Origin of the sequence: Streptomyces sp. NPDC096048, assembly GCF_044763415.1 — a bacterium.
In the GTDB taxonomy this organism is placed as follows: Bacteria; Actinomycetota; Actinomycetes; order Streptomycetales; family Streptomycetaceae; genus Streptomyces.
In genome coordinates this window covers 187,825-212,906 of record NZ_JBIWGG010000002.1, presented here as the reverse complement: position 1 = coordinate 212,906, position 25,082 = coordinate 187,825, and the positions used below count along the sequence as shown (strand labels likewise).

General features: G+C 71.8%; 22 protein-coding genes and 2 tRNA genes. 20 read left to right on the top strand and 4 right to left on the bottom strand.

All coding sequences use genetic code 11. The features are described from left to right. Window positions 1–43 precede the first annotated feature (43 nt). Entirely contained in the window at window positions 44–1,222 is a 1,179-nt protein-coding gene (locus tag ACIQ6R_RS05480; RefSeq protein ID WP_404218904.1) for a M48 family metallopeptidase, read from the bottom strand. Between the two features lie 142 nt (window positions 1,223–1,364). Here ACIQ6R_RS05480 and ACIQ6R_RS05475 point away from each other — a divergent pair, with 142 nt between their 5' ends. The 10 genes from ACIQ6R_RS05475 (at window position 1,365) to ACIQ6R_RS05430 (ending at window position 6,635) form a co-directional block, all read left to right on the top strand. After that, window positions 1,365–1,526 carry a hypothetical protein gene (locus ACIQ6R_RS05475; RefSeq protein WP_404218902.1) on the top strand — a complete coding sequence of 54 codons (162 nt, stop codon included), beginning with the start codon at window positions 1,365–1,367 and terminating at the stop codon, window positions 1,524–1,526. A gap of 142 nt (window positions 1,527–1,668) precedes the next feature. Further along, complete coding sequence (locus ACIQ6R_RS05470) at window positions 1,669–1,836, top strand: hypothetical protein (protein ID WP_121746983.1); 168 nt, start codon at window positions 1,669–1,671, stop codon at window positions 1,834–1,836. A gap of 58 nt (window positions 1,837–1,894) precedes the next feature. Beyond that, a complete protein-coding gene (gene nadD, locus ACIQ6R_RS05465; RefSeq protein ID WP_375915193.1) occupies window positions 1,895–2,602 on the top strand; it encodes a nicotinate-nucleotide adenylyltransferase in 708 nt (235 codons plus the stop codon). Window positions 2,603–2,618: 16 nt separating this feature from the next. Further along, complete coding sequence (locus ACIQ6R_RS05460; protein ID WP_404218900.1) at window positions 2,619–4,412, top strand: LCP family protein; 1,794 nt, start codon at window positions 2,619–2,621, stop codon at window positions 4,410–4,412. A 98-nt stretch (window positions 4,413–4,510) separates the two neighbouring features. Continuing rightward, a complete protein-coding gene (rsfS, locus tag ACIQ6R_RS05455; RefSeq protein WP_404218898.1) occupies window positions 4,511–4,957 on the top strand; it encodes a ribosome silencing factor in 447 nt (148 codons plus the stop codon). Further along, the gene (locus tag ACIQ6R_RS05450) at window positions 4,954–5,625 is read left to right on the top strand and encodes a histidine phosphatase family protein (RefSeq protein WP_404177717.1); all 672 of its coding nucleotides are present in this window, start codon (window positions 4,954–4,956) and stop codon (window positions 5,623–5,625) included. The genes rsfS and ACIQ6R_RS05450 overlap by 4 nt, the downstream gene beginning before the upstream one ends. Before the next feature lie 120 nt (window positions 5,626–5,745). After that, window positions 5,746–5,818 (top strand) — tRNA-Ala (locus ACIQ6R_RS05445). A 201-nt stretch (window positions 5,819–6,019) separates the two neighbouring features. Then, window positions 6,020–6,193 carry a hypothetical protein gene (locus ACIQ6R_RS05440; protein ID WP_404177720.1) on the top strand — a complete coding sequence of 58 codons (174 nt, stop codon included), beginning with the start codon at window positions 6,020–6,022 and terminating at the stop codon, window positions 6,191–6,193. A 3-nt stretch (window positions 6,194–6,196) separates the two neighbouring features. Then, window positions 6,197–6,430, top strand: a complete 234-nt coding sequence (locus tag ACIQ6R_RS05435; RefSeq protein ID WP_003976229.1) for a hypothetical protein — start codon at window positions 6,197–6,199, stop codon at window positions 6,428–6,430. A 132-nt stretch (window positions 6,431–6,562) separates the two neighbouring features. Next, window positions 6,563–6,635: transfer RNA gene (locus tag ACIQ6R_RS05430), tRNA-Ala, on the top strand. Between the two features lie 79 nt (window positions 6,636–6,714). Here the strand turns inward: ACIQ6R_RS05430 and ACIQ6R_RS05425 are convergent. Further along, window positions 6,715–8,328 (bottom strand): NADH-ubiquinone oxidoreductase-F iron-sulfur binding region domain-containing protein, encoded by a 1,614-nt coding sequence (locus tag ACIQ6R_RS05425; protein WP_404177723.1) that lies wholly within the window; start codon window positions 8,326–8,328, stop codon window positions 6,715–6,717. Continuing rightward, window positions 8,329–9,582 (bottom strand): cytochrome b/b6 domain-containing protein, encoded by a 1,254-nt coding sequence (locus ACIQ6R_RS05420; protein ID WP_404218896.1) that lies wholly within the window; start codon window positions 9,580–9,582, stop codon window positions 8,329–8,331. A 553-nt stretch (window positions 9,583–10,135) separates the two neighbouring features. On the opposite strand from ACIQ6R_RS05420, the gene leuS reads away from it, so the two are divergent. The 9 genes from leuS to holA all read left to right on the top strand — a co-directional run bounded on the left by leuS (window position 10,136) and on the right by holA (window position 22,295). After that, complete coding sequence (gene leuS / locus ACIQ6R_RS05415; RefSeq protein WP_404218894.1) at window positions 10,136–13,036, top strand: leucine--tRNA ligase; 2,901 nt, start codon at window positions 10,136–10,138, stop codon at window positions 13,034–13,036. Between the two features lie 214 nt (window positions 13,037–13,250). Beyond that, window positions 13,251–14,048 carry a hypothetical protein gene (locus tag ACIQ6R_RS05410; RefSeq protein WP_404218892.1) on the top strand — a complete coding sequence of 266 codons (798 nt, stop codon included), beginning with the start codon at window positions 13,251–13,253 and terminating at the stop codon, window positions 14,046–14,048. A 93-nt stretch (window positions 14,049–14,141) separates the two neighbouring features. Then, complete coding sequence (locus tag ACIQ6R_RS05405; protein WP_404218890.1) at window positions 14,142–14,987, top strand: DegV family protein; 846 nt, start codon at window positions 14,142–14,144, stop codon at window positions 14,985–14,987. A gap of 119 nt (window positions 14,988–15,106) precedes the next feature. After that, a complete protein-coding gene (locus tag ACIQ6R_RS05400) occupies window positions 15,107–16,309 on the top strand; it encodes a helix-hairpin-helix domain-containing protein (protein ID WP_404218888.1) in 1,203 nt (400 codons plus the stop codon). After that, window positions 16,306–19,032 carry a ComEC/Rec2 family competence protein gene (locus ACIQ6R_RS05395; protein WP_404218886.1) on the top strand — a complete coding sequence of 909 codons (2,727 nt, stop codon included), beginning with the start codon at window positions 16,306–16,308 and terminating at the stop codon, window positions 19,030–19,032. The genes ACIQ6R_RS05400 and ACIQ6R_RS05395 overlap by 4 nt, the downstream gene beginning before the upstream one ends. A 4-nt stretch (window positions 19,033–19,036) precedes the next feature. Then, the gene (locus ACIQ6R_RS05390) at window positions 19,037–19,864 is read left to right on the top strand and encodes an arylamine N-acetyltransferase (RefSeq protein WP_404177768.1); all 828 of its coding nucleotides are present in this window, start codon (window positions 19,037–19,039) and stop codon (window positions 19,862–19,864) included. A 185-nt stretch (window positions 19,865–20,049) separates the two neighbouring features. Then, a complete protein-coding gene (locus tag ACIQ6R_RS05385; protein ID WP_404219608.1) occupies window positions 20,050–20,931 on the top strand; it encodes a YceI family protein in 882 nt (293 codons plus the stop codon). 53 nt (window positions 20,932–20,984) lie between these two features. Beyond that, the gene (locus ACIQ6R_RS05380; RefSeq protein WP_404218883.1) at window positions 20,985–21,230 is read left to right on the top strand and encodes a hypothetical protein; all 246 of its coding nucleotides are present in this window, start codon (window positions 20,985–20,987) and stop codon (window positions 21,228–21,230) included. A gap of 75 nt (window positions 21,231–21,305) precedes the next feature. Further along, the gene (gene holA, locus ACIQ6R_RS05375; protein WP_404218881.1) at window positions 21,306–22,295 is read left to right on the top strand and encodes a DNA polymerase III subunit delta; all 990 of its coding nucleotides are present in this window, start codon (window positions 21,306–21,308) and stop codon (window positions 22,293–22,295) included. A 197-nt stretch (window positions 22,296–22,492) separates the two neighbouring features. Here the strand turns inward: holA and rpsT are convergent, their stop codons facing one another. Then, the gene (rpsT, locus tag ACIQ6R_RS05370; RefSeq protein WP_121746971.1) at window positions 22,493–22,759 is read right to left on the bottom strand and encodes a 30S ribosomal protein S20; all 267 of its coding nucleotides are present in this window, start codon (window positions 22,757–22,759) and stop codon (window positions 22,493–22,495) included. 330 nt (window positions 22,760–23,089) lie between these two features. Between rpsT and lepA the strand changes: the two genes are divergently transcribed. Then, window positions 23,090–24,958 carry a translation elongation factor 4 gene (lepA, locus tag ACIQ6R_RS05365; protein ID WP_404177780.1) on the top strand — a complete coding sequence of 623 codons (1,869 nt, stop codon included), beginning with the start codon at window positions 23,090–23,092 and terminating at the stop codon, window positions 24,956–24,958. Window positions 24,959–25,082: the final 124 nt, after the last annotated feature.

The window sequence follows — 25,082 nt, the reverse complement described above, 5'->3', positions numbered from 1 at the left end:
GGCTGAGCAGCGGGGGCGCCGCCTTCCGGTCCGTCCCGGAGGCTCAGACGCCGTCGCGCGGCGGGCGGTCGTCCGGAGCGCCCGGGCCGCCGGAACCCTCCGGTCCGTCGTTCCCGCCGCCCGGGCCGCCGGCCCCGCCGGACCCCTCGGTCCCGTCCGCGTCCTTGGACGGCCTCGGCTGGGAGGCCGCGAAGCCGCCGAAGCCCCGCCGCATCCGGCCGCCGAGGTCACCGGCGCCGCCCGCGATGTCGTTGACCAGCTTCATCAGGGGGTCCTTGGAGCCGCGTACGTGCGTGGCGTAACTGGACGCCGACTCGCGGAAGGAGTCCCGGACCGAGGTGTCCTCGTCCTCGTCGCGCCGCGGGTAGTGGCCGTCCATGATCCGCTGGTAGTCCCGGGAGGCCGCCCACTTCTTCAGCTCGGCGGCCCGCACCGTCGTGAAGGGGTGGGAACGGGGCAGCACGTTCAGGATCTTCAGCACGGAGTCGCGCAGGTCGCCCCCGGCCTCGTACTCGTCGGCCTGCTCCAGGAACGCGTCCACGTTCATCTCGTGCAGGTGGTTGCCGCCCGCGATCTTCATCAGGCCCCGCATGGAGGCCTGCGGGTCCTGGCCGACCAGCAGACCCGCGCGGTCCGCGGACAGCTCCGACTTGCGGAACCACTCGCGCAGCGCGGTCACGATCGCCATGATCGCCACGTTGCCCAGCGGGATCCAGGCGACCCGGACGGCGAGGGACGTCAGGAAGAGCAGGACGGTCCGGTAGACCGAGTGCCCGGACAGCGCGTGCCCGACCTCGTGCCCGACGACCGCCCGCATCTCCTCCTCGTCCAGCAGCTCGACCAGGCCCGTGGTGACGACGATGATCGGCTCGTCCAGACCGATGCACATCGCGTTCGGCTTCGGGTCCTGGTTGACGTACATCGCAGGGACCTTCTCCAGGTCCAGGATGTAGCAGGCGTCGCGCAGCATCACGTTCAGGTGGGCGAACTGCCGGTCCGAGACGCGCACCGAGTCGGACAGGAACAGCAGCCTCAGACTCCGCTCGGGCAACAGGCCGCTCAGCGTCTTGAAGACCGTGTCGAAGCCGCTCAGCCTGCGCAGCGCCACCAGGGCGGAACGGTCGGCCGGATGCTCGTACGCACGCGAGGAGATTCCGGGGAAGCGCCTGCGCTGCCTGCTCGGCACGTTCTCGTGCCCGTTGTGCTGGTGGCCTTCGGACATGTCTTCCCCCATGTGCGTGTGTGTGGCCTGTGCGTGTGTCTGGCCCTTTGCGAACCCTTGTGCGGCCCTTCGCGCCCCCGAAGCCGAGCCCAGCCTAGGCGGAGATACCGTGGACGGGCAGTGCAACGAAGGAGTCCACGTCATGGCGCACACCCCCCACACCGACTGGCTCGCCACCGCGGCGACGGCGGCCGAGGAGCAAGGGCCGGGGAATCTGCTCCGGGTCGTGCTGATCGTGATGGTGGTGGGCTGCGTGCTGACCGCGTGGTTCCTGCTGCGGGGGTACAAGCGGAAGGACGACTGAGGAGATCCGAAGGTTCCCCGGACCCCTCCGACCGGTCGTCGGCCGGTCACCAACGGCGGAGTCGGCGTGATCGCCCGTGAGGCGCCCGCATACGATGAGCGGACGTCTTTATCCCGCCCACACCGGATAGGTCCTGCCGAAGATGAGCTTCCACAGCACCGCTGCCCAGTTTGTCACCCTCGCCTCCGAGGGCGGCGAGGAGCACAGCGGCAACCACGAGAGCCTCAGCCCCTACGTCACCGGCATCGGCGCGTTCGTCATCCTGATGCTCCTGCTGTGGATCACCACCCGGTTCAACCGCGACCGCTGAGCGCGGGGGCCGTGGGCCCGGCAGGAGCCCTCGGGCCGGGCCGGTAGGGTCTGCACGCATGGGAGAGCAGGACATGCCTACCGGTCCGGCGCACGACACGGCGCACGCGCCGGTGCGTGGCACGCAGAACCGCGCGGTGCCCGCCCGTGCCACCGGCCGGGGCAACGGCCCGTCGTCGGGCAAGCGCCGCCTCGGTGTCATGGGTGGCACCTTCGACCCGATCCACCACGGGCACCTCGTGGCGGCCAGTGAGGTCGCCGCGCAGTTCCACCTGGACGAAGTGGTGTTCGTGCCCACCGGGCAGCCGTGGCAGAAGAGCCACCGCACGGTCTCCGCGGCCGAGGACCGCTATCTGATGACGGTCGTGGCGACCGTCGAGAACCCGCAGTTCTCCGTGAGCCGCATCGACATCGACCGCGGCGGTCCCACCTACACCGTGGACACCCTGCGCGACCTGAGCGAGCTCAACCCGGACGCCGACCTGTTCTTCATCACCGGCGCCGACGCCCTCGCCCAGATCCTCACCTGGCGCGACAGCGAGGAACTGTTCTCCCTGGCGCACTTCATCGGCGTCACCCGGCCCGGCCACACGCTGACCGACGCCGGACTCCCCAAGGGCGGCGTCTCACTCGTCGAGGTCCCCGCCCTCGCCATCTCCTCCACGGACTGCCGTGCGAGAGTCGCCAAGGGCGATCCCGTCTGGTATCTGGTGCCGGACGGGGTCGTGCGCTATATCGACAAGCGCCAGCTGTACCGCGGCGAGTGAGCCGAGAGGGGCACCGGTGAACGACGGATACGACGCGGGGTACGGCGGCGACCCGTACGAACTCGTGGGCTACGACGAGTACGGCCGGCCGGTGTACCGCCAGGCCCAGGGCCAGGCCCCGGCCCAGCCCGACGACCAGCAGGCATACGACCCGTACGCGCAGCAGCAAAGTCAGCAGAACCAGCAGAACCAGCAGAACCAGCAGTACGGGCAGCAGGGCTACGGCTACGACCTGTACGCCACCGGCGGACATCAGCCCGCCCAGCAGTCGTACGACACCTATGACGCCTACGGCTCGCAGGGCGGCTACGACACCGGTCAGCAGCCGCCCGCCCCCGGCTACGGCTCCTACGACTCCTACGACGGCTACGCCGCCGACCCGCACGCGCAGCCGGCGTACGACCCGTACGGACAGGCGGCCACCAGCGGCCGGCAGCCCCGGGTGGCCGAGCAGACCGCCTACATCCCGCAGCAGGCGGGCCCGCCCGGCGAACCGGAGACGGCAGGCCCCGCGGAGGCCGCGGACTCCGACCGGGAGTACCGGACCGAGCAGTTCGCCTTCGTCGAGGAGCCCACCGACGACTCCGAGGACGTCATCGACTGGATGAAGTTCACGGAGAACCGCACCGAGCGCCGAGAGGAGGCCCGGCGGCGCGCACGCGCGCGTGTCGTCGCCCTGGTGGTCGTCCTGGCGCTGGTCGCGGTCGGCGGTGTCGGCTACCTCTGGTACGCCGGAAAGCTGCCCGGGCTGTCCTCCTCGGACGACCCGGCGGGCGGCACGACGGCGGCGGGCGCCCAGAAGCGTGACGTGATCGCCGTCCACCTGCACGACACCAAGGGCGGCGGCACCTCCACCGCGCTGCTGGTCGACAACACCACCACCAAGCAGGGCACCGCCGTGCTGGTGCCCAACTCCCTCTCCCTGACCGGCGACGACGGCAGCACCACCACGCTCGCCAAGTCCGTCGACGACGACGGCCCCGACGCCACCCGGACCGCGCTCGACTCGGCCCTCGGCACCGACATCGAGGGCACCTGGCGGCTGGACACGCCCTACCTCCAGATCCTCGTCGACCTGGTCGGCAACATCGAGGTGGACACCGACGCCGACGTCCCCGACCCCGAGGCCAAGGACAAGGGCGCCGCACCCCTCGTACGCGAGGGCGAGGGCCAGACCCTCAGCGGCAAGATGGCCGTCGCCTACGCCACCCACCGCGGCTCCGGCGAGGAGGCGGACGCTCAGCTGCGGCGCTTCGGGCAGGTCATGCAGGGAGTGCTGCGCAAGCTGTCCTCGGACCCCTCGGCCGCGACGACCACCGTCCAGACCCTCGGGCTGATCCTCGACCCGCCGCTGACCGAGAAGGACCTCGGCACCTTCCTCGCCGGGCTCTCCGACCGCGCCAAGGGCGGCGACTACAAGACCGCGCTGCTGCCCGTCCAGGACGACGGCAGGCTCAGCGCCGAGGCGAGTGACAGCGTCGTCAAGGAGGTCCTCGGCGGCACCGCCAAGAGCCCCGACAAGGACGCGGCCGTCAGCGTCTCCGTCCGCAACGCCACCGGCGTCGAGGACCGCACCGGCAAGGCCCGCGTCGTCCTCCTCAACGGCGGCTTCACCTTCCTGGAGGGCGGCACCGCGTCCGGCACCGAGGCGACGTCGAAGGTCGTCTACGCCGAGGCCGCCGACCAGGAGAACGCCGTCCAGGTCGCCAAGACCCTGGGCCTGCCCACCGGCTCCGTCACCCAGGGCAAGGTCTCCGCGAACGCGAGGGTCTCCGTCGTGCTCGGCCAGGACTACGAACCGGCCTCCTAGAGATCGGCCTCCTGGCGGGCGGGTGATTATCACGTGGGCCGCCGTCGGCGGTCGTGAGACCCTTGAGGTCAACCGACCGCCGACCCGAAAGCCAGGCAGTGACCGCGACCGACCGCTCCATCGAACTCATCAACACCGCCGCGCAGGCGGCGGCCGACAAGCTCGCGCACGACATCATCGCCTACGACGTCAGCGACGTGCTGTCGATCACGGACGTCTTCCTGCTGGCCTCCGCCCCCAACGACCGCCAGGTCAAGTCGATCGTCGACGAGATCGAGGAACGGCTCAGCAAGGAACTCGGCGCCAAGCCGGTACGCCGCGAGGGCGACCGCGAGGCCCGCTGGGTCCTGCTCGACTACGTCGACATCGTCGTCCACGTCCAGCACAGCGAGGAGCGCGTCTTCTACGCCCTGGAGCGGCTGTGGAAGGACTGCCCCGAGCTGGAGCTGCCCGCCGACGCCAAGGAGACCCGCGGCAAGGCGGAGGAGCACGCCAGGCTCCGGGCCGCCGAGGAGGCGACGGAGACCGACGGGGACTGGCGATGAGCGCCACCGGCGAGGTCACGGCCGGGCAGCCCGGCCGCGGCCGTCGGATCATCCTCTGGCGGCACGGCCAGACCTCGTGGAACGTGGAGCGCCGCTTCCAGGGCACCACGGACGTCGAGCTCACCGAGACCGGCGTCGCCCAGGCCCGCCGCGCCGCCCAGCTGCTGGTGCACCTGCGGCCCGACGCCATCGTCGCCTCCGACCTCGCGCGCGCCGCGAACACGGCCGCCGAGCTGGCCGCGCTCACCGGCCTCGACGTGACTCTGGAGGAGGGCCTGCGGGAGACCTACGCGGGCGTCTGGCAGGGGCTGACACACGACGAGATCATCGCCCGGCACGGCGAGGAGTACGCCGCGTGGAAGCGCGGTGAGCCGGTCCGCCGCGGCGGCGGCGAGCTGGAGACCGAGGTGGCCGACCGCGCCGCCCCCGTGGTGCTCCGGCACGCCGAGAAGCTCGCCGAGGACGGCACCCTCGTCGTGGTCAGCCACGGCGGCACGATCCGCACCACCATCGGCCGCCTGCTCGGGCTGGAACCGCACAGCTGGGAGAGCCTCGGCGGCCTCACCAACTGCTGCTGGTCCGTCCTCGGCGAAGGTGCCCGCGGCTGGCGTCTGCTGGAGCACAACGCCGGCACGCTGCCGGAACCGGTGCTCGGCGACGACGACTGAGGAGCGGCAGACCGGACCCGGTACCCGGATTTCACTTTCCGGCAGGTCGCAGGCTAAAGTTCTTCTTGTTCGCCCCGCCGAGCGGAGCGAAAGACCATGCGGCCCAGCCGCGTGGCACCAGGGGCTATAGCTCAGTTGGTAGAGCGCCTGCATGGCATGCAGGAGGTCAGGAGTTCAATTCTCCTTAGCTCCACAGCCCACGGACGAATCCCGTCCCCCTCGGGGGGCGGGATTTTTCGCATCCGCCCGCTTGAGCAACAGGAGTCCCACAGGCGTATACCCCTGTGGGACTCCGTGGCCGGACTGGTACTGAGGCGTCGCTGACCGTATTGGCCCGGTCGTGGCAGAATCAAACGGCCGGAAGGGGACCGCGACCCGACGGGAGGGAGTGGCGATGCCTGCGAGCATCCACGAGGAGGTCGGTCACCTCCTCGGCGGAGCGGTGACACGGAACACGGTCACCCGTCTCAGCTGCCCTTCCTGCGGTTCCGGGCACGTCGCCCAAGTCCTCGGCGACAACGGCGGGATCTCGTACGTGTGCACGGCCTGCGGCCACAGCTGGAGCTGATCGATGGGTGCACACAGGCGGAAGTGCGACTGGTGCGGCAGCGGCACACCGATCGTGCGAGACATGGAGCCGGTCAATCCGGACTACCAGTACTGGTGCGAGGAGTGCGCGCGGGCGCTGATCATAAAGGGCGACCCGATCGAGACGTACCGCGAACTCGAGGGCGAGCCGATCTACGGCCGGCTCCTCGAGGAGCACTGCACGCTCAAGCGGTTCTATTCGTTCGTCACGGCGTAGCGGCCCGGGCCGTCACGGCGCAGCAGTCCTCGCAGGGGGCAGAACGGGCAAACCGGAAACGATTTGGTGTTGTGCCCGGTCGACCGTGTAATGTTGGCGTCGCCGCCGGGGAAACCGGGCGACGGACAGCAAGGGGCTATAGCTCAGTTGGTAGAGCGCCTGCATGGCATGCAGGAGGTCAGGAGTTCAATTCTCCTTAGCTCCACAGGAACACGGGAAACCCCCGGATCATCGATCCGGGGGTTTCCTCGTGCTCGGCGGCCGATCGCTCGGTGGCCGTGTGTTCAGCGGCCGAGCGCGCGGCGGCCGCGGCCCTGGGACAGCACCGGCAGGTTGGTGCGCGAGGACGGGGCCTGGCCGCGGGTGTCCTCCTCGATGCGCAGGGCGAGCGCCGGGCAGCGGCGCACCGCGCGGACCGCCTTGGCCTCCGCGAAGCGCGGTACGTCGGCCTGCGCGACGGTCGGGAAGCCGTCGGCGCCGAGCTGGAAGACCTCCGGGAGGATGTCCGCGCACAGGCCGTGGCCTCGGCACAGCGTCCAGTCGACGTAGATCTTCTGGCGGCTGGGCCCGTTCTCCTCCCCGCCGCCGCCCGGGATGCCCGTAGGGGTCCCGCCGCCCTCCAGGAGCGGCAGAACGCCCTGCACGGGCCGGCCGCAGCCGTTGCCGAGCACATGGGCGGCGAGGTCGTCCGTGAACGCCTTGACGGTCGACTCCAGGAACATCGCCGAGCCGTCCGGGTGCGAGCAGGCGCCGCGCCGCTTCACGTTCCGCGCGACCTGCTTGACCGCCTCCAGGGCCGCCGGGCCGCCGCCGTTCAGGATGTCCTCCAGGCCGCGCGCGGCGGCCGGCAGGCCCAGATAGCAGGGGCCGCACTGGCCCGCGCTCTCCTCCGCCAGCCACTGCGCCACCCGCAGCGACTCGCCCAGCGGGCAGGTGTCCTGACTGATCGGCAGGATCGCGCCCGCGCCCAGCGAGCCGCCCACCTGCTGCAGGGAGTTGCGGGAGACGATCGCCTCGTCGACGGTCGCCGCGTCGATCCACTTGCCGTGGTAGCCGCCGGTCAGCACGCCCTGCGGCACCGGCGGGGCGCCGGCGAGCTGGAGGACGTAGCGCAGCGGCACGCCCGTCGGCACCTCGATGACCATGGGGCGGGCCACCGCGCCGGAGACGGTGAGCATGACGGTGCCCGGCTCGTCGTACAGGCCGGTGTTGCCGTAGCGCTCCGGGCCGATGCGGGCGGCGATCGCCAGTTGGGCGAACGTCTCGGCGTTGGAGAGCAGTGTCGGCGCGCCGCCGACGCCGCTCCTGGAAGCGCTGACCTTGCGGCCGGGCGGGATCGCCGGGCCGCCGTCGATGGAGCGGATCAGCGAGGCCGCCGCGCCGGTGACCATGCGGACCGGGTTGCGCTGCACGCGCGCGCGGAGGGCCGAGCGGCGTCCGTTGCTCAGTCCGCGTTCGGCGAGGGCGGCCTCCATGGAGCGCTGGGTGGAGTCACGGGTGACCCCGATGACGAGCGTGCGGGCGCCCATGGCCTCGGCGCACAGCAGCGCGCCGTCCAGGATCAGGTGCGGGGCTCGGTTGATGAGCACCGTGTCCTTGCGGCAGGCCGGCTCGTCCTCGCTGCCGTTGACGACCACGACGGGCCGTACGCCGCGCTTGATCGCCGCTTCGGCGACTGAGCGCAGCTTCTTGTGGAAGGGGAAGCCCGCGCCGCCGCGGCCCTTCAGGTTGATGCGTTCGGAGAGCTGCGCGAGCTGCTCGCCGCCCAACGGTTCGAGCGGACCGTGCACCTTGAGGTGCATCGGCAGATCCAGGCGCTCGACAAGGTCGAAGCCCGACGTGAGCTGGGGAAGTCCGACCACGCGGACCTCGGGGACGTCGGGCAGGGCCTCGTTCACTTAAAAGCCTCCGGAAGGCGTGTTCCAAGGTTCGCCCGAACCCGGTGCGTCGAAGTCGTACGACGCGTCGTAGGGCGACGCACCGGGGGACGTACCGGGGGTTGGTTCAGTGGCGGGACCGCTGTTGTACGTGTCGTTGGGGTAGTACGTGTCGTAGACGGTGTTCGTCTCATTGGTGTCGTACACGTCACTCGAGCCGTAGCCCGACGCGTCCGTATTGCCGTAGACCGGGATGGTGTGTCCGGTGTCGTTGAGCGGGTCGTAGGCCGACGGGGGTGCCTCGCCGACCGGTGGTGGCGACGGGATGGGCCAGCTGCCCGAGGTGCTGCCGCCGCCGTCCACGAGGGGCATCGCCTCGGTGGGGCGCATGTCCGGCGGCAGTTGGGTGGACGCGGTCGCCTCGGCCGTCAGTGGCCTCCGGCGCGTGCCGGAGGAGCCGGACACGGCACGGTAGGCCGCCGCGAAGCCGCCCGCGGGCTCCGGAGGCGTCAGGCGCTCCGCGGACTCGTACAGGGGTGTGGCCGGGGGCGCCGCGCGCCGTTGCGACGCTCCGGCGCTCTCGTAGCCCGGCAGCGCGGACGACGCCGTCGTGCGGGTCCGGCTCTCCTCCAGCTCCTCGCGGGCCATCCGCTTCCCGGTCCCGAGGAACCCGGCGATCTTGTCGGCGACCCTGCGCTTGACCGGGCGGGGCGCCGCGCGCAGCGCCAGGGCCGCCATGACGCCGAGCATGGACAGGCCGTACAGGATCAGGAAGACCGGCTTCGCCGCGCGACCCGCGTAGAGCCCGTGCAGCAGGGCCAGGCACCACGCCGGGTAGGCCAGCATGTGCATGGCCCGCCAGCGGGAGGCCACCGGGGAGGCGGACGCGAAGCGGTTGCGCAGGGCGCCGGTGACGCCCACGAAGATCATGAGCATGCTGGCCAGGGTGCCGAAGCCGATGAGGACGCTCCGGCCGCCGAACGACTCGTCGTCCGTGGCCAGGAGCCCGAACGGGACCACCGCGGCCACCCAGGTGGTGTGGTCCAGGGCCAGCTTGACCCCGATGTGCACCAGCAGGAACACGACCGCGGCGACCGCGGTGATCCGGTGCACCGCCTGGGCCAGGATCCGCTGGCGGGTGTCGAGGACGATCCGGTCCTGGGCGACGAGTCCCCAGATCACCGAGCAGCTGAGGAGGACGAGGGAGAGGACGCCGGCACCGAAGTTGAGGAACTCCGCGAAGGTGTCGTCCGCGGTGCTGTCGTTCGTCACCACGGCAGGCCTCCCCACGTCGCGGACGTGAGGGGAGAGGGCGAGCTGTTGCTGCGGGGGTGGATCGAGGGAGGATTCGAGGGGTTCATGGGGCAACTCCGGAGCGGTTCGGGGTAGCGGTCCCGGTGCCGCACTCTAGGTGGCGCCATACCCGTGGGTACGAGGTTTGAGTTATTGCGCTGTTATCAAACGACAATGCGTTCGCACTGATGTCCCTTAGCGGTCGTTACGCGAAGTAACCTTTGACCTTGGTTCAGGTTCACCGGCCGTGAGCGGGGTGCGGGAGGCGCGGTGTGTGAGCGCGGTGCGGGTGGCCGGAAGCCCGTATGCCCGTCGCGGCCCGCTCGACGACTGCGGTACCCTGACGCCATGCGTGCCGTACGCCTTCTGCTTAGCGAGCCGCGCTGATCAGTCCCGACCCCGGTCGTAGTCCGGTGGCCGGAATCGGCGCGGCGTCCCCTCCTGTGCGAGGGGATTTTTCATTTCCCGGCATCGCAGCCGCTGGTCATGAATGTCGCAGCCGCTGGCAGAGACGATCGATGGAGCTTTGAGGATCATGAGCGAGACGAACCCCGCGGCGACCGCCCCTGTGTCGGCGGACGCCGCGCCGCACCGCTACACGGCTGCCATGGCCGCCGAGATCGAGGCACGCTGGCAGGACTTCTGGGACGCCGAGGGGACGTACGCCGCGCCGAACCCCAAGGGCGACCTGGCGGGCGACCCGGAGCTGGTCGCCAGGCCCAAGAAGTTCATCATGGACATGTTCCCGTACCCCTCCGGTGCGGGCCTGCACGTCGGCCATCCCCTGGGCTACATCGCCACCGACGTCTTCGCCCGCTTCCAGCGGATGACCGGCCACAACGTCCTGCACACCCTGGGCTTCGACGCCTTCGGCCTGCCCGCGGAGCAGTACGCCGTGCAGACCGGCACGCACCCGCGCGTGTCCACCGAGGCCAACATGAAGAACATGCAGAGCCAGCTGCGCCGGCTGGGCCTGGGCCACGACAAGCGCCGGTCGTTCGCCACGATCGACCCCGAGTACTACAAGTGGACCCAGTGGATCTTCCTGCAGATCTTCAACTCCTGGTACGACGACGAGGCGCGCAAGGCCCGTCCGATCGCCGAGCTGGTCGCGCAGTTCGCCTCCGGTGAGCGGGCGGTCCCGGGCCACCCCGGGCGTGCGTGGAGCGCCCTGAGCGAGGCCGAGCGCGCCGACGTGCTGGGCGGCTTCCGCCTGGCCTACGCCTCCGACGCGCCCGTCAACTGGTGCCCCGGCCTGGGCACCGTGCTGGCCAACGAGGAGGTCACCGCCGACGGCCGCTCCGAGCGCGGCAACTTCCCCGTCTTCAAGTCCAAGCTGCGCCAGTGGAACATGCGCATCACCGCCTACGCCGACCGGCTGCTGGACGACCTGGACGAGCTGGACTGGCCCGAGGCCATCAAGCTGCAGCAGCGCAACTGGATCGGCCGCTCCGAGGGCGCCCGCGTCGACTTCCCCGTCGACGGCGAGCGCATCACCGTCTTCACCACCCGCCAGGACACCCTGTTCGGCGCGACCTACATGGTGCTGGCGCCCGAGCACCCCCTGGTCGAGAAGTTCACCCCGGCCGCCTGGCCCGAGGGCACGCACGACGTGTGGACCGGCGGTCACGCGACCCCGACCGAGGCCGTGGCGGCGTACCGCGCGCAGGCCGCGTCCAAGTCCGACGTCGAGCGGCAGGCCGAGGCCAAGGACAAGACGGGCGTCTTCATCGGCGCCTACGCGACCAACCCGGTCAACGGTGAGCAGGTCCCGGTCTTCATCGCCGACTACGTGCTGATGGGCTACGGCACCGGCGCGATCATGGCCGTCCCGGCGGGCGACCAGCGCGACTTCGAGTTCGCGCGCGCCTTCGAGCTGCCGATCCGCTGCGTCGTCGAGCCGACCGACGGCCGGGGGACCGACCCGGCGACGTGGGAGGACGCCTTCGGGTCGTACGACGCGAAGATCATGAACTCGTCGAACGACGAGATCAGCCTGGACGGCCTGCCCGTGGTCGAGGCCAAGGAGCGCATCACCGAGTGGCTGGAGCGGACCGGCGCCGGCGAGGGCACGGTCAACTTCCGCCTGCGCGACTGGCTGTTCAGCCGCCAGCGCTACTGGGGCGAGCCCTTCCCGATCGTCTACGACGAGGACGGCATCGCGCACGCCCTGCCCGAGTCGATGCTGCCGCTGGAGTTGCCCGAGGTCGAGGACTACTCCCCGCGCACCTTCGACCCGGACGACGCCGACACCCGGCCCGAGACCCCGCTGTCGCGCAACGAGGACTGGGTGAACGTCACCCTGGACCTGGGCGACGGCCGCGGCCCGCGCCGGTTCCGCCGCGAGACCAACACCATGCCCAACTGGGCCGGCTCCTGCTGGTACGAACTGCGCTATCTGGACCCGCACAACAGCGAGCGGCTGGTCGACCCGGAGATCGAGCAGTACTGGATGGGCCCGCGCGAGGGCCTGCCGCACGGCGGCGTCGACCTGTACGTCGGCGGCGCCGAGCACGCCGTGCTGCACCTGCTGTACGCACGCTTCTGGTCCAAGGTCCTGTTCGACCTGGGACACGTCTCCTCGGCCGAGCCGTTCCACAAGCTGTTCAACCAGGGCATGATCCAGGCCTACGTCTACCGGGACAGCCGCGGCATCGCGGTGCCGGCCGCCGAGGTGGAGGAGCGCGACGGCGCGTACTACTACCAGGGCGAGCAGGTCTCCCGGCTGCTGGGCAAGATGGGCAAGTCGCTGAAGAACGCGGTCACTCCCGACGAGATCTGCGCCGAGTACGGTGCCGACACCCTGCGCCTGTACGAGATGGCGATGGGCCCCCTGGACGTCTCCCGGCCGTGGGACACGCGCGCGGTGGTGGGCCAGTTCCGCCTGCTGCAGCGGCTGTGGCGCAACGTCGTCGACGAGAACACCGGCGAGGTGACGGTGGCGGACGTCGCGGACGCCGACGTCGACGCGGACACCCTGCGCGCCCTGCACAAGGCCATCGACGGCGTACGGCAGGACCTGGAGGGCATGCGGTTCAACACCGCCATCGCCAAGGTCACCGAGCTGAACAACCACCTGACGAAGGTGGGCGGCGTGGTCCCGCGCCCGGTCGCCGAGCGCCTGGTGCTGCTGGTCGCGCCGCTGGCCCCGCACGTCGCCGAGGAGCTGTGGCGCAAGCTGGGGCACACGGACTCGGTCGTCCACCAGGACTTCCCGGTCGCCGACCCGGCCTACGTCGTCGACGAGACCGTGACCTGCGTCGTGCAGATCAAGGGCAAGGTCAAGGCGCGGCTGGAGGTCGCCCCCTCCATCTCCGAGGGCGATCTGGAGAAGGCGGCGCTGGCCGACGAGAAGGTGGTGGCCGCGCTGGGCGGGGCCGGGATCCGCAAGGTGATCGTGCGGGCGCCGAAGCTGGTGAACATCGTTCCGGCGTAGGGCCGCGCCGCCGCGGTACCGCTGAGCTCGGGGTGGTCCCCTACGGGGAGGCTCGGGGTCCGGTACGGGCAGGTTCGGGGTTCGGTGCGGGCAGGTTCGGGGTTCTGCTGGAACCCTGGGCCTGCCCGTTGCGTTTACCGTGGAAGAGCGGCGCGGCGGGTGCCGTGCCGCGGCCCTGCCGGTCCGCGGGCCGGACGCTCGGAGGAGGAGCTTCGTGGAAGCAGTGATCGCAGTCCTCGGTCTGCTTTTCGTGCTCGCCCTCGTACTGGGCGCCTACGCCACGGTGAAAGCCGTCGGCGCGGCGAAACGCAGCGTGGACCGCGGCATCACCCAGGCCCGCCGCACGGTCGAGGACCACACACTGCGGGCCAAATCCCTCGTCCAGGTGGGTCCGGCGGGCGAGCTCGCCCAGCTGCGGCTGAGGCTGCGCACGTCGATGCGGGCCACGCAGGACGCGCTGCACGCGGGCGTGGCCGAGGACGAGTCCCTCAAGGAGTCCCTCGCCCTCTTCGAGCGGCTCAGCGCGCACGGGTTCGAACTGGACGGCGAGCTCAGGCGGCTGGAGTCCGAGCCGGACCGCGCCACGCTCGGGGGGCGCCTTCCCGCGCTGCGCGAGCGCACCGAGCGCATCGTTCATTCGGCGGAGTCCCTGCGCTGGGCGGCCCGTGACCGGGCCCACCGTTTCGCCGGCGACGACCTGGACTCGCTGAGCGCGCAGATCGATGTCGAGGCCGGTGCCCTGCGGCACTGGACGGAGACGGAGCCCGCCGCCGCGCCGCCGCCCTGGCCCGAGGCGCCGGCCACCGACGCCCCGGCCGCCCGGCAGAGTTGGCCGGAGACCCCGCAGTCCTCGCAGCCTCCGCAGGCCTCGCAGTCCCCCCAGTCCTCGCAGTCCTCGCAGTCCTCGCGGCAGGAGACGGCGGAGGAACCCGCGCGGCCCGCCATCACACCGCCCGGCCCGAGCCCCGTGTACCCCTGGCAGAAGAAGGCCCGTCCGGAGAACACGACCTGACCCGACCTGACCCGACCCGACCACGGCCCTGTGAACGCCCGGTCGTCGGGGCCGGGCTGCCGTATGGGCGCTACGGCAGGTAACCTCCAGCCCATGTCCCGTCATGTCGCTATCGTCACGGATTCAACGGCCTACCTCCCGGCCCGGACGATGGAGCGGCACGGCATCACCGCGGTCCCCCTGACCGTCGTCCTGGGCGACCGGGCGCTGGAGGAGGGCACCGAGATCTCGACCCGCTCGCTGGCCCAGGCCCTGCAGAAACGGCGGCCCGTCACCACGTCCCGCCCCAGCCCCGAGCTCTTCGCCGAGACCTACCGCAGGATCGCCGAGACCGGCGCGGAGGGCATCGTCTCCCTCCACCTCTCCGCCGAACTCTCCGGTACGCACGACGCGGCCGTGCTCGCCGCGCGGGAGGCGGCGGTTCCGGTGCGTGTAGTGGACACCGGGATGATCGCGATGGCCCTCGGATTCTGCGCGCTCTCCGCGGCGGAGGCGGCGGAGGCGGGCGGGACGGTGGACGAAGCGGTCACGGCCGCGGAGAAGCGGGCCGCGGGGACGTCCGCCTACTTCTACGTCGACACCCTCGACTATCTGCGGCGCGGCGGCCGGATCGGGGCGGCCCAGGCACTGTTCGGTTCCGCTCTCGCGGTGAAGCCTCTGCTGAGGCTGGACGGCGGCCGCATCGAGCCCCTGGAGAAGGTCCGGACGGCGTCCAAGGCCATCGCCCGGCTGGAGGAGATCGTCGCCGACCGGGCGGGGAGCGCACCCGTCGACATCGCCGTCCACCATCTCGCCGCCCCCGAACGGGCGTCGGCCCTGGCGGACCGTCTGCGGGACCGGATGCCCGGGCTGGCCGACCTGCACGTGAGCGAGGTCGGCGCGGTGATCGGTGCGCACACCGGGCCCGGGCTGCTGGGGGTCGTGGTCTCGTCGCGGTGAGGGGCGGTCGCTCTTGTGCGGCACCCGTGCGGGGGGCGGAGTTATCCACAACCCGGGGGTAGTCCCCGGGAATTGAGCATGATCGTCGCGGGTGTGCCGAGGTGCCCGATCCTCGTCGCATGGTTCTTCGATCAGGCTCACGCACAGCTGCCGCCACCAGCGGCCCGGGCCGCGGACCGGCCTCCGACGGCCGTCTCCGCCGCCACCGCCCGCCCCGCCCCCGCCGCCGAGCACGGCACAGGCGCCGTCCCACGCCGACGGAGGAGCTTCGACGGCGCGCGGAGGCGCTTCTCGCCGGGCGGGTCGGGCACGCCGGGCCCGGCGTGCCCACCGAACACGCCGGCCCCGTCGGGCCTGTCGGGCCTGTCGGACAGGGGAGCGAGTCGGGGAAGGGGCCGCCGCCGTCCTGGACCCACGGTGCCGCGCGCCCGCAGGGGCCCGGCGAGGGTGGCACGGCCCGGAGCGAGGTAGCGGGTGCGCATGGAGGGGGTGCGCGAGGAGGGAGTGCGCAAGAGGAGCGTGCTCAGGAAGGGGGAGTGCCATCGGACGCCGGCGATGGCACCGCGGCGACCTGGCGGGAACGGGCCGGGCAGGCGCTGCGGGAGCGGATGCCGGTATGGCTCCAGACGCGGTGCGGGCTGGAACGGCGCAGCGTGGCCGCGCTCACCGTGCTGCTCGTCGTCGCGGCGGTCTTCGCCGCGCAGCACTTCTGGACCGGCCGCACCCAGCCCGTGTCGGCACCGGAGATGGTGCGGGAGGCGGCGGCGTACGGCGCGGGGGGTGAGGGCGAGGCGGCGGGAGAGGGCCCGGGCCCCGCGGCCGGCGGGCGCGGGGGCGCGGCCGAGGGCACTGCCACGGCCACGGTCGGGGCCGAGATCGTGGTGGACGTCGGCGGCAAGGTCCGCAAGCCCGGAATCCACCGCCTTCCGGCAGGGTCACGTGTCGCGGACGCCCTGCGTGCCGCGGGAGGCGTCCGATCCGGTACCAAGACCGACGGGCTGAACCGGGCGCGCTTCCTGGTGGACGGCGAGCAGGTGATCGTCGGCGCTTTCGCGCCGGTCGCGGCGGCCGGCCCGGGCGGCAGCGCTCCCGGCGGGCCCGGCGCCCCGGCAGCGGGGGCCGCACCCGCGGCTCCGGTTCCCCTCAACACGGCGACCGCCGACCAGCTCGACACGCTGCCGGGCGTCGGCCCCGTGCTGGCGCAGCACATCATCGACTACCGCACCCGGCACGGCGGTTTCCGCTCGGTGGACGAACTGCGCGAGGTGAACGGCATCGGCGAGCGCCGCTTCGCCGACCTGCGCGACCTCGTGCGGCCATGAGCGTGCGGACGAGCCCGCCGGGCGGGCGGACGGAGCCCACCGACCGGGCGGCGCCGCCGCGCGCAGCCGTGCACGTCGCCTCCGGGCATCGGCTCGGTGCGGCGCATCCCCGGCAGGACGGGCCCGTGGACCTGCGGCTGGTGCCGCCCGCGCTCGCGGCCTGGGCGACGGCGGCGCTGATGCCGGACGTGCCGGCCGGGTGGGCCGTGGGCCTCCTGATCGGCGCTCTGACCCTGTCCGGCGTGCTGCTGCTGGGGGTGCGGAGGCAGCGCACGTCGCGCGGTCGGCACCGCGCGACGGTCGCCGCCCTGCTCCTCTGCGTCGCCGCGTCCGCCACCTCGGCCGCACTGCACGGTGCGGATCTGCACCGCGGGCCCGTGCCGGTGCTGGCACGGCAGTACGCCACCGTCACCGCCGAGTTGGAGATCACCGCCGACCCCCGCCTCACCCGGCCCCGCGTCCGGGGAAACCGGGCCGTGCCGCCCACCGTGCTGATCGAAGCAGACGTACGACGGGTGACGGAGGCGGGCGGAAGGGAGGTGACGACGCGGACGCCGGTGCTGTTGCTCGTGGACGTGGCCGGGGGCGAGGGCGGGGGCGGGGGCGAGAAGGAGAGGGCATCGGACGAGGGCGGGAGGGCGTCGGGCGAGGGCGCGAGGGCATCGGACGAGGGCGGGAGTGAGGGGGTATCGGGCCGGGCCTCCGCGGGGGACGGGGACGACGCGCGGCTCAGCCGTGCCGGGCCCGGCACCTCGCGCTGGCTGGGACTGCTGCCGACGACGCGGCTCCTCGTCACCGCCCGGTCGGAGCCTCCGAGGGCGAGCGGGGACCGGATCGCCGCCGTGCTGAGGGTACGGGGCGGTAGGGAGGCGCCGGAGGTGGTGGCCGAGCCGTCGGGGGCGCAGCGGCTGGCGGGACGACTGCGGGCCGGGCTGCGGGAGGCCACCGAGGGGCTGCCGGCGGACGCGCGGGCGCTGCTGCCGGGCCTGGTCGTCGGGGACACATCGCGTATCACGCCGGAACTGGAGGAGGCGTTCAAGGAGACCGACCTCGCGCACACGCTGGCCGTGTCCGGGGCCAACTTCACGATCGTGCTGGCCCTGCTGCTCGGGCCGCCCGGACTGGCCCAGCGCAGCGAGCGCCGGGGGCTGGCGCCCCGTCTCGGTATCTCGCTGCGGACGACCGCGGTGCTCGGCGGGGTGCTGGCACTCGGCTTCGTCATCGTGTGCCGGCCCGACCCGAGCGTGCTGCGGGCCGCCGCCTGCGGGGCCGTGGCCCTGCTCGCCCTGGCCACCGGTCGCCGCAGATCCCTGCTCCCGGCGCTGGCGACGGCCGTACTGCTCCTGGTGCTGTACGACCCGGGGCTGGCCCGCAGTTACGGCTTCCTGCTCTCCGTGCTGGCCACCGGAGCGCTGCTCACGCTGGCCCCGCACTGGAGTGTGGCGTTGCGCCGGCGCCGGGTTCCTCCCCGGCTTGCCGAGGCGCTGGCCGCCGCGGGTGCGGCCCAGGCCCTGTGCGCGCCGGTCGTCGCCGTGCTGTCGGCGCGGGTGAGCCTGGTGGGGGTGCCGTGCAACCTGCTCGTGGAGTTCGCGGTCGCGCCGGCCACGGTGCTGGGATTCGCGGCGCTGGCGACGGCACCGGTGGCGATGCCGGTGGCCGAAGGGCTGGCCTGGTGCGGAGGTTGGCCGGCCGAGTGGATCGCGTCGATCGCCCGCACCGGGGCCGCGCTACCCGGCGCGGGAGTGGACTGGCCGGGCAGCTGGGCCGGGGCGGCGCTGCTCGCCCTGGTCACGGTGGGCGTACTGCTCGTGGGCCGACGGTTGCTGAGGCATCCCTGGTGGTGCGGTGTGTGCGCGGTGCTGCTGGTGCTGGCGGTGGTGCGGCCACCGCCACTGGCCCGGGTGATCACGGGGTGGCCTCCGCCGGGCTGGCGGATGGTGATGTGCGACGTGGGACAGGGCGATGCCTTGGTACTCGCGGCGGGTGAGGGCGCGGGCGTCGTGGTGGACACCGGACCCGACCCGGCGCTGGTCGACCACTGTCTGCGCTCCCTCGGCATCACCCGCGTCCCGCTCGTGGTGCTGACCCACTTCCACGCCGACCATGTGGCGGGCTTGCCGGGGGTGTTGCGGGGGCGTTCGGTGGGCGCGATCGAGACGACCGCCCTCGAAGAGCCCGCGGGCCAGGCCCAATCCGTCGGCGGACAGGCGGCGGCACGGCGGATTCCCCTGCGCCACGCCTCCGCCGGGGAACAGCGGCGGTCCGGCCCACTGTCCTGGCAGGTGGTGTGGCCGCCCCCGAGCCCGCCGACGACGACCGCGGTGCCGGCCTCTCCGACGAGCCCGGCGAGCCCGGAAGGGCCCAACGACGCCAGCGTCACCCTCCTGGTGCGGACGGCGGGGCTGCGTCTGCTGCTGCTCGGGGACCTGGAACCCCCGGCACAGCGGGAGCTGGCGAGATCACCGGCGGGAGCGGCGCTGGAGGGGGTCGACGTGCTGAAGGTGGCCCATCACGGCTCCGCTCACCAGGATGCCGACCTCCTACGGAAGGTGGCCCCACGCCTGGCGCTCATCAGCTGCGGAGAGGACAACACCTACGGGCACCCGGCCCCCGGCACCGTCGAGGCGCTGCGGGCCCAGGGCGCGACGGTGCTGCGGACGGACCGGGACGGGGCGCTGGCGGTCACCGGCACGGGCAGGGCCTTGCGGGTGGCGCGAGACTGAGGGCATGGACGCACCACAGATCGACGCCTACCTCCGCCGTCTGGGAGCCGAGTACCCGGCGTGGCCCACCGCCGACGCCCTGCGTGACCTGCACCTCCGCCATCTGCGGACCGTGCCGTTCGAGAACCTGTCCGTCCATCTGGGCGAGGAGATCGTGCTGGAGGAGGGGCGGCTGCTGGACAAGGTGGTGGGCGCGCGGCGGGGCGGGTTCTGCTACGAACTCAACGGTCTCTTCGGCGCGTTGCTCGCGGCGCTCGGGTACGAGGTCACGCTGCTCGCGGCGCGGGTGTACGGGGACGGGGGCCGGCTCGGGATCCCGTTCGACCATCTGGCGCTGCGGGTGCGGACGGTGGACGGGGGCGACTTGCTGGCGGACGTCGGGTTCGGGGCGCACAGCCACGGTCCGCTGGCCTTCGCGGAGCGGGGTGAGCAGAAGGATCCGGGAGGCACGTTCCAGGTCGTCGAGGCCGGTCCGGACGCGGCCGGGGTGCGCGGCGGGCACGACTCGGCCCGGGCGGCCGACCTGGACGTGCTGCGCGACGGGAAGCCCGTGTACCGGGTGGAACCGCGCCCGCGGGTGCTCGGCGACTTCGAGTCCGGCGCGTGGTGGCACAGCACCTCGCCCCAGTCGCACTTCGTCCAGTCGCCGGTCTGCTCGCGGGTCACGGAGGGCGGAGGGAGGATCACGCTCAGCGGCCGCAGGCTCGTGTCGACGGCCGCCGACGGCAGCCGGGAGGAGCGTGAGCCGGCCACGGACGAGGAGGTACTCGCGGCCTACCGGGAGCACTTCGGCATCCACCTCGACGAGGTGCCGCCCGTGCCCCGGCTGTGAGGATGCGCGGCGTCCGGTGGTGCGGCGATATCGGGTCACACAGGGCTACTCGTGCCACTCGTGAGCACTCCCAGCACATGTGCCGGTTTCGCGTGAAGTGGCCCCGTGTTGCCTCGAAACCCCCATCGGTGATCGAATATTTCTTCGTCAACTAGTTTTCTCGCGTCGTGCAGAGGGTGTCGCAGATGATCGGCCGCTGGCTGGGAAGCCGAACGAAGCGGATGCAACGGACGGATCCCCTGGCGGCGGTGCGGACCCCGCCCAACGCGGGAGTGCTGAGCTGCCGGGTCCTCAACCCCGTCGACGAGGCGATTCCGCAAGCGGAGTTCACGGTCAGCGACACCACGGGGCGCAAGGTGGTCAGCGGCGGGACGGACCCCTTCGGGTCGTTCGTGGCGACGGTGCCCACGGGGGAGTACAGGATCGCGGTGTCCGCCGAGGGCTACACGCCGTACCGGGCGTCCGCGACCGTCACCGAGGACGCGCCGGCCTCGCTCGGCGACGTGACCCTCCAGGTGGCCCAGCCTCCGGAGCTGCCCGCGCCGGGCGACTGGGAGATCGAGCCGGCGCACTCGTCGATCGCCTTCACCGCACGGCACATCGGGCTGGCCCGGATCCACGGCCGGTTCAACTCCTTCGCGGGCGCGGTGCGGATCGGCGAGGACATGGAGCGGTCGGCGATGCACGTGGTCATCGACGCGGCGTCCATCGACACCAACGTGAAGATGCGCGACGACCACCTGCGGTCGGGTGACTTCCTGGACGTGCAGCGGTTCCCGACCCTGGAGTTCTACAGCGACCGGTTCACGCACCGGGGCGGCAACCGGTGGGCCGTCACGGGAGCGCTCTCCCTGCACGGCGTGACGCGCACGGTCACCCTGGACGCCGAGTATCTGGGCCTGGGCAACGGCATGGAGGGCGAGGCGCGGGCGGCCTGCCGCGCCACCACCGAGCTGCACCGCGACGACTTCACGGTGAGCTGGCAGACGATGCTCGCGCGCGGTATCGCCGTGGTCGGGCCCAGCATCAGGATCGCCCTGGACATCCAGATCGTGCCCAAGGGCTGACCCGGCACCGGCCTGACGCTCCGCCTGCCGCGCGGTGTCCGACAATGGCCCCCGTGAGTGATGTGAGACATGTGCTGGTGCTGCCCGACCGCGACGCCGCCGAGGAGGCGGCCCAGGCGCTCGGGGAGCGCTTCGGGCTCGACGAGGAACCCCGACTGCTCCGGGACGCCCTGGCCGGCGAGGACGACGCCGAGGACGCCCAGTGGCTCGTCGTCCTGCGCGACGAGAAGGAGCGGCTGGATCCCGGCGAGCTCGACGAGTTCGCCGGGGAGTGGGAGGGCTGGCGCGAGGAACCCTAGGCCCGTGGCCCCGGCGGCGACATCCGTTGCCGGTGGCGAAGTCCGTTGTCGGTGGCGCGTGCGATGCTTGTCGCGATGGCCAGGAAGACTGCGAATGACGACCCTCTCGCCCCGGTGACCCTTGCCGTGGGCCAGGAGGACCTCCTGCTCGACCGTGCCGTGCGGGAGGTGGTGGCCGCCGCGAAGACCGCCGACGCCGACACGGACGTACGCGACCTGACCCCCGACCAGCTGCAGCCCGGCACACTCGCCGAGCTCACCAGCCCCTCGCTCTTCGCCGAGCGCAAGGTCGTGGTCGTACGCAATGCGCAGGACCTGTCCGCCGACACGGTCAAGGACGTGAAGGCCTACCTCGGCATGCCCGCCGAGGAGATCACCCTCGTTCTGCTGCACGCGGGCGGAGCCAAGGGCAAGGGCCTGCTGGACGCCGCCCGCAAGGCGGGGGCACGCGAGGTGGCGTGCCCGAAGATGACCAAGCCCGCCGACCGGCTGGCCTTCGTACGGGCGGAGTTCCGCACCGCCGGGCGGTCGGCCACCCCCGAGGCGTGCCAGACACTGGTCGACGCCATCGGCAGCGACCTGCGGGAGCTGGCCTCGGCGGTGTCCCAGCTGACCGCGGACGTCGAGGGCACGATCGACGAGGCGGTCGTCGGGCGGTACTACACGGGGCGGGCCGAGGCCTCCAGCTTCACGGTCGCCGACCGGGCGGTCGAGGGAAGGGCCGCGGAGGCACTGGAGGCGCTGCGCTGGTCGCTGGCGACCGGAGTCGCACCGGTACTGATCACCAGCGCGCTGGCACAGGGCGTACGGGCGATCGGCAAGCTGTCCTCCGCCCGCGGCGGACGCCCCGCCGACCTCGCCCGTGAGCTGGGCATGCCGCCGTGGAAGATCGACCGCGTCCGGCAGCAGATGCGCGGCTGGACACCGGACGGAGTCTCCGTGGCCCTGCGCGCGGTGGCCGAGGCGGACGCGGGGGTGAAGGGCGGCGGGGACGATCCCGAGTACGCCCTGGAGAAGGCCGTGGTGACCATCGCGCGCGCGGCGCGTTCGCGGGGACGGGCGTAGGGGCGTAAGGCCTCGCACAGACCGAAGGCCCCGGCGTCCGTCCTGGGGAAGGACGGTCACCGGGGCCTTCGGATCAAGCTCGGGGATCCGTGCCCGCGTGGCGAACGCAGGCCGCGCACGGATCCTGGGTGCCGGACGGGAGCGGATGAGAGAGGGCCCGCTCTGGGTCCTTCCGGCGATCAGACCAGATGAGGGGTTCAGCCCTTGAGGGCGCCGACCTTCTGCGACAGCGCCGACTTCTTGTTGGCGGCCTGGTTCTTGTGGATGACGCCCTTGGAGACGGCCTTGTCGAGCTGGCGCGAAGCGACGCGCTGGTACTCGGTGGCCTTCTCGACGTCACCCGCGGCAGCAGCCTCACGGGCCTTGCGGATCGCGGTCTTCAGAGAGGACTTGACGGCCTTGTTGCGCAGCCGGGCCTTCTCGTTGGTCTTGTTCCGCTTGATCTGGGACTTGATGTTCGCCACGAATGAGCCTTTGCAGGTTCAGGCACGAGGCCGCGAGGGTCCCGTGCCGATGATTTCTTGAAGGAGTGCCTCGCGCTGAGAGGGCAAGAGACACAGCCCCCCACACTACCAGCGGCCCACCGGGCCACCCAAACCCGGCCTCGGTCCGGCCCCGATCCGGCCCTGGCCCGCCTCCGATCCGGCCCCGGCCCGCCCCCGATCCGGCCCTGCTCCCGCCCCCGGCCCGTCCCCGACCCATCCCAGCTCCCCACCCGTGGGACGATGGAAGCTACGTATCGATCCGACCCGAGACCGCAGACACTGCGGACGCCTCAAGAATCAGGACCCTGCGTGCCCGCGATCCCCAGCCATGTGCCCGAGCCGAGCCGCACCGACCCGGCGCTGATCCGCAACTTCTGCATCATCGCGCACATCGACCACGGCAAGTCCACGCTCGCCGACCGGATGCTCCAGCTGACCGGTGTGGTGGAGCAGCGGCAGATGCGCGCCCAGTACCTCGACCGCATGGACATCGAGCGCGAGCGCGGCATCACGATCAAGTCCCAGGCGGTGCGATTGCCGTGGGCCCCCACCCACGACAAGAGCAGCACGCACATCCTCAACATGATCGACACGCCGGGACACGTCGACTTCACCTACGAGGTCTCGCGGTCGCTGGCCGCGTGCGAGGGCACCATCCTCCTCGTCGACGCCGCCCAGGGCATCGAGGCCCAGACCCTCGCCAACCTCTACCTGGCGATGGAGAACGACCTCACGATCATCCCCGTGCTGAACAAGATCGACCTGCCGGCCGCCCAGCCCGAGAAGTTCGCCGAGGAACTCGCCAACCTGATCGGCTGCGACCCCGCCGACGTGCTCAAGGTCTCCGCCAAGACCGGCCTCGGGGTCGAGGCGCTGCTGGACAAGGTCGTCGCCGAGGTCCCGGCCCCGGTCGGCGTCAAGGACGCCCCCGCCCGCGCGATGATCTTCGACTCCGTCTACGACTCCTACCGGGGTGTCGTGACGTACGTCCGTGTCATCGACGGCCAGCTCAACAGGCGCGAGCGGATCCGGATGATGTCCACCGGCGCCACGCACGAGCTGCTGGAGATCGGCACCAACTCGCCGGAGATGCTCTCCGCCGACGGCCTCGGCGTCGGCGAGGTGGGGTATCTGATCACCGGTGTGAAGGACGTCCGCCAGTCCAAGGTCGGTGACACCGTCACCAGCATGCACAAGGGCGCCGAGGAGGCGCTCGGCGGCTACAAGGACCCCAGGCCCATGGTCTTCTCCGGTCTGTATCCGCTGGACGGCTCGGACTACCCCCTGCTGCGCGACGCGCTGGACAAGCTCCTGCTCAACGACGCCGCCCTGGTCTACGAGCCGGAGACCTCCGCTGCCCTCGGTTTCGGCTTCCGCGTCGGCTTCCTGGGCCTGCTGCACCTCGACGTGATCCGCGAGCGGCTGGAGCGCGAGTTCGGCCTCGACCTGATCGCCACCGCGCCCAACGTGGTCTACCGCGTGATCATGGAGGACGGCGTCGAGCACACCGTCACCAACCCGAGCGAGTTCCCCGAGGGCAAGATCAACGAGGTGTACGAGCCGGTCGTGCGCGCCACGATCCTCGCGCCGACCGAGTTCATCGGCGCGATCATGGAGCTGTGCCAGACCCGGCGCGGCACCCTGCTCGGCATGGACTACCTCTCCGAGGACCGGGTGGAGATCCGCTACACCCTCCCGCTCGCGGAGATCGTCTTCGACTTCTTCGACCAGCTGAAGTCGAAGACGCGTGGTTACGCGTCGCTGGACTACGAGCCCACCGGCGAGCAGACCTCCAGCCTGGTCAAGGTCGACATCCTGCTGCACGGCGACAAGGTCGACGCCTTCTCGGCGATCACCCACAAGGACGCGGCGTACGCCTACGGGGTGCGGCTCGTGGCCAAGCTGCGCGAGCTGATCCCGCGCCAGGCCTTCGAGGTGCCCATCCAGGCCGCCATCGGCTCCCGGGTGATCGCCCGCGAGACCATCCGCGCCATCCGCAAGGACGTCCTCGCCAAGTGCTACGGCGGCGACATCTCGCGCAAGCGGAAGCTGCTGGAGAAGCAGAAGGAAGGCAAGAAGCGGATGAAGATGGTGGGTTCCGTGGAGGTCCCGCAGGAGGCCTTCATCGCGGTCCTGTCCAGTGATGACAACGCGGGGTCGGGCAAGGGCAAGAAGTAACCGGGACCGTCCTCGCGGCGCGTCCCGCCCGCCCCGGCAAAACGGACACGTAGGGCCCGCCGCGCGAAAGCGCGGCGGGCCCCTTCGCATGTCACGGGAGTGCGTCCGTACGAAGTGACAGGGC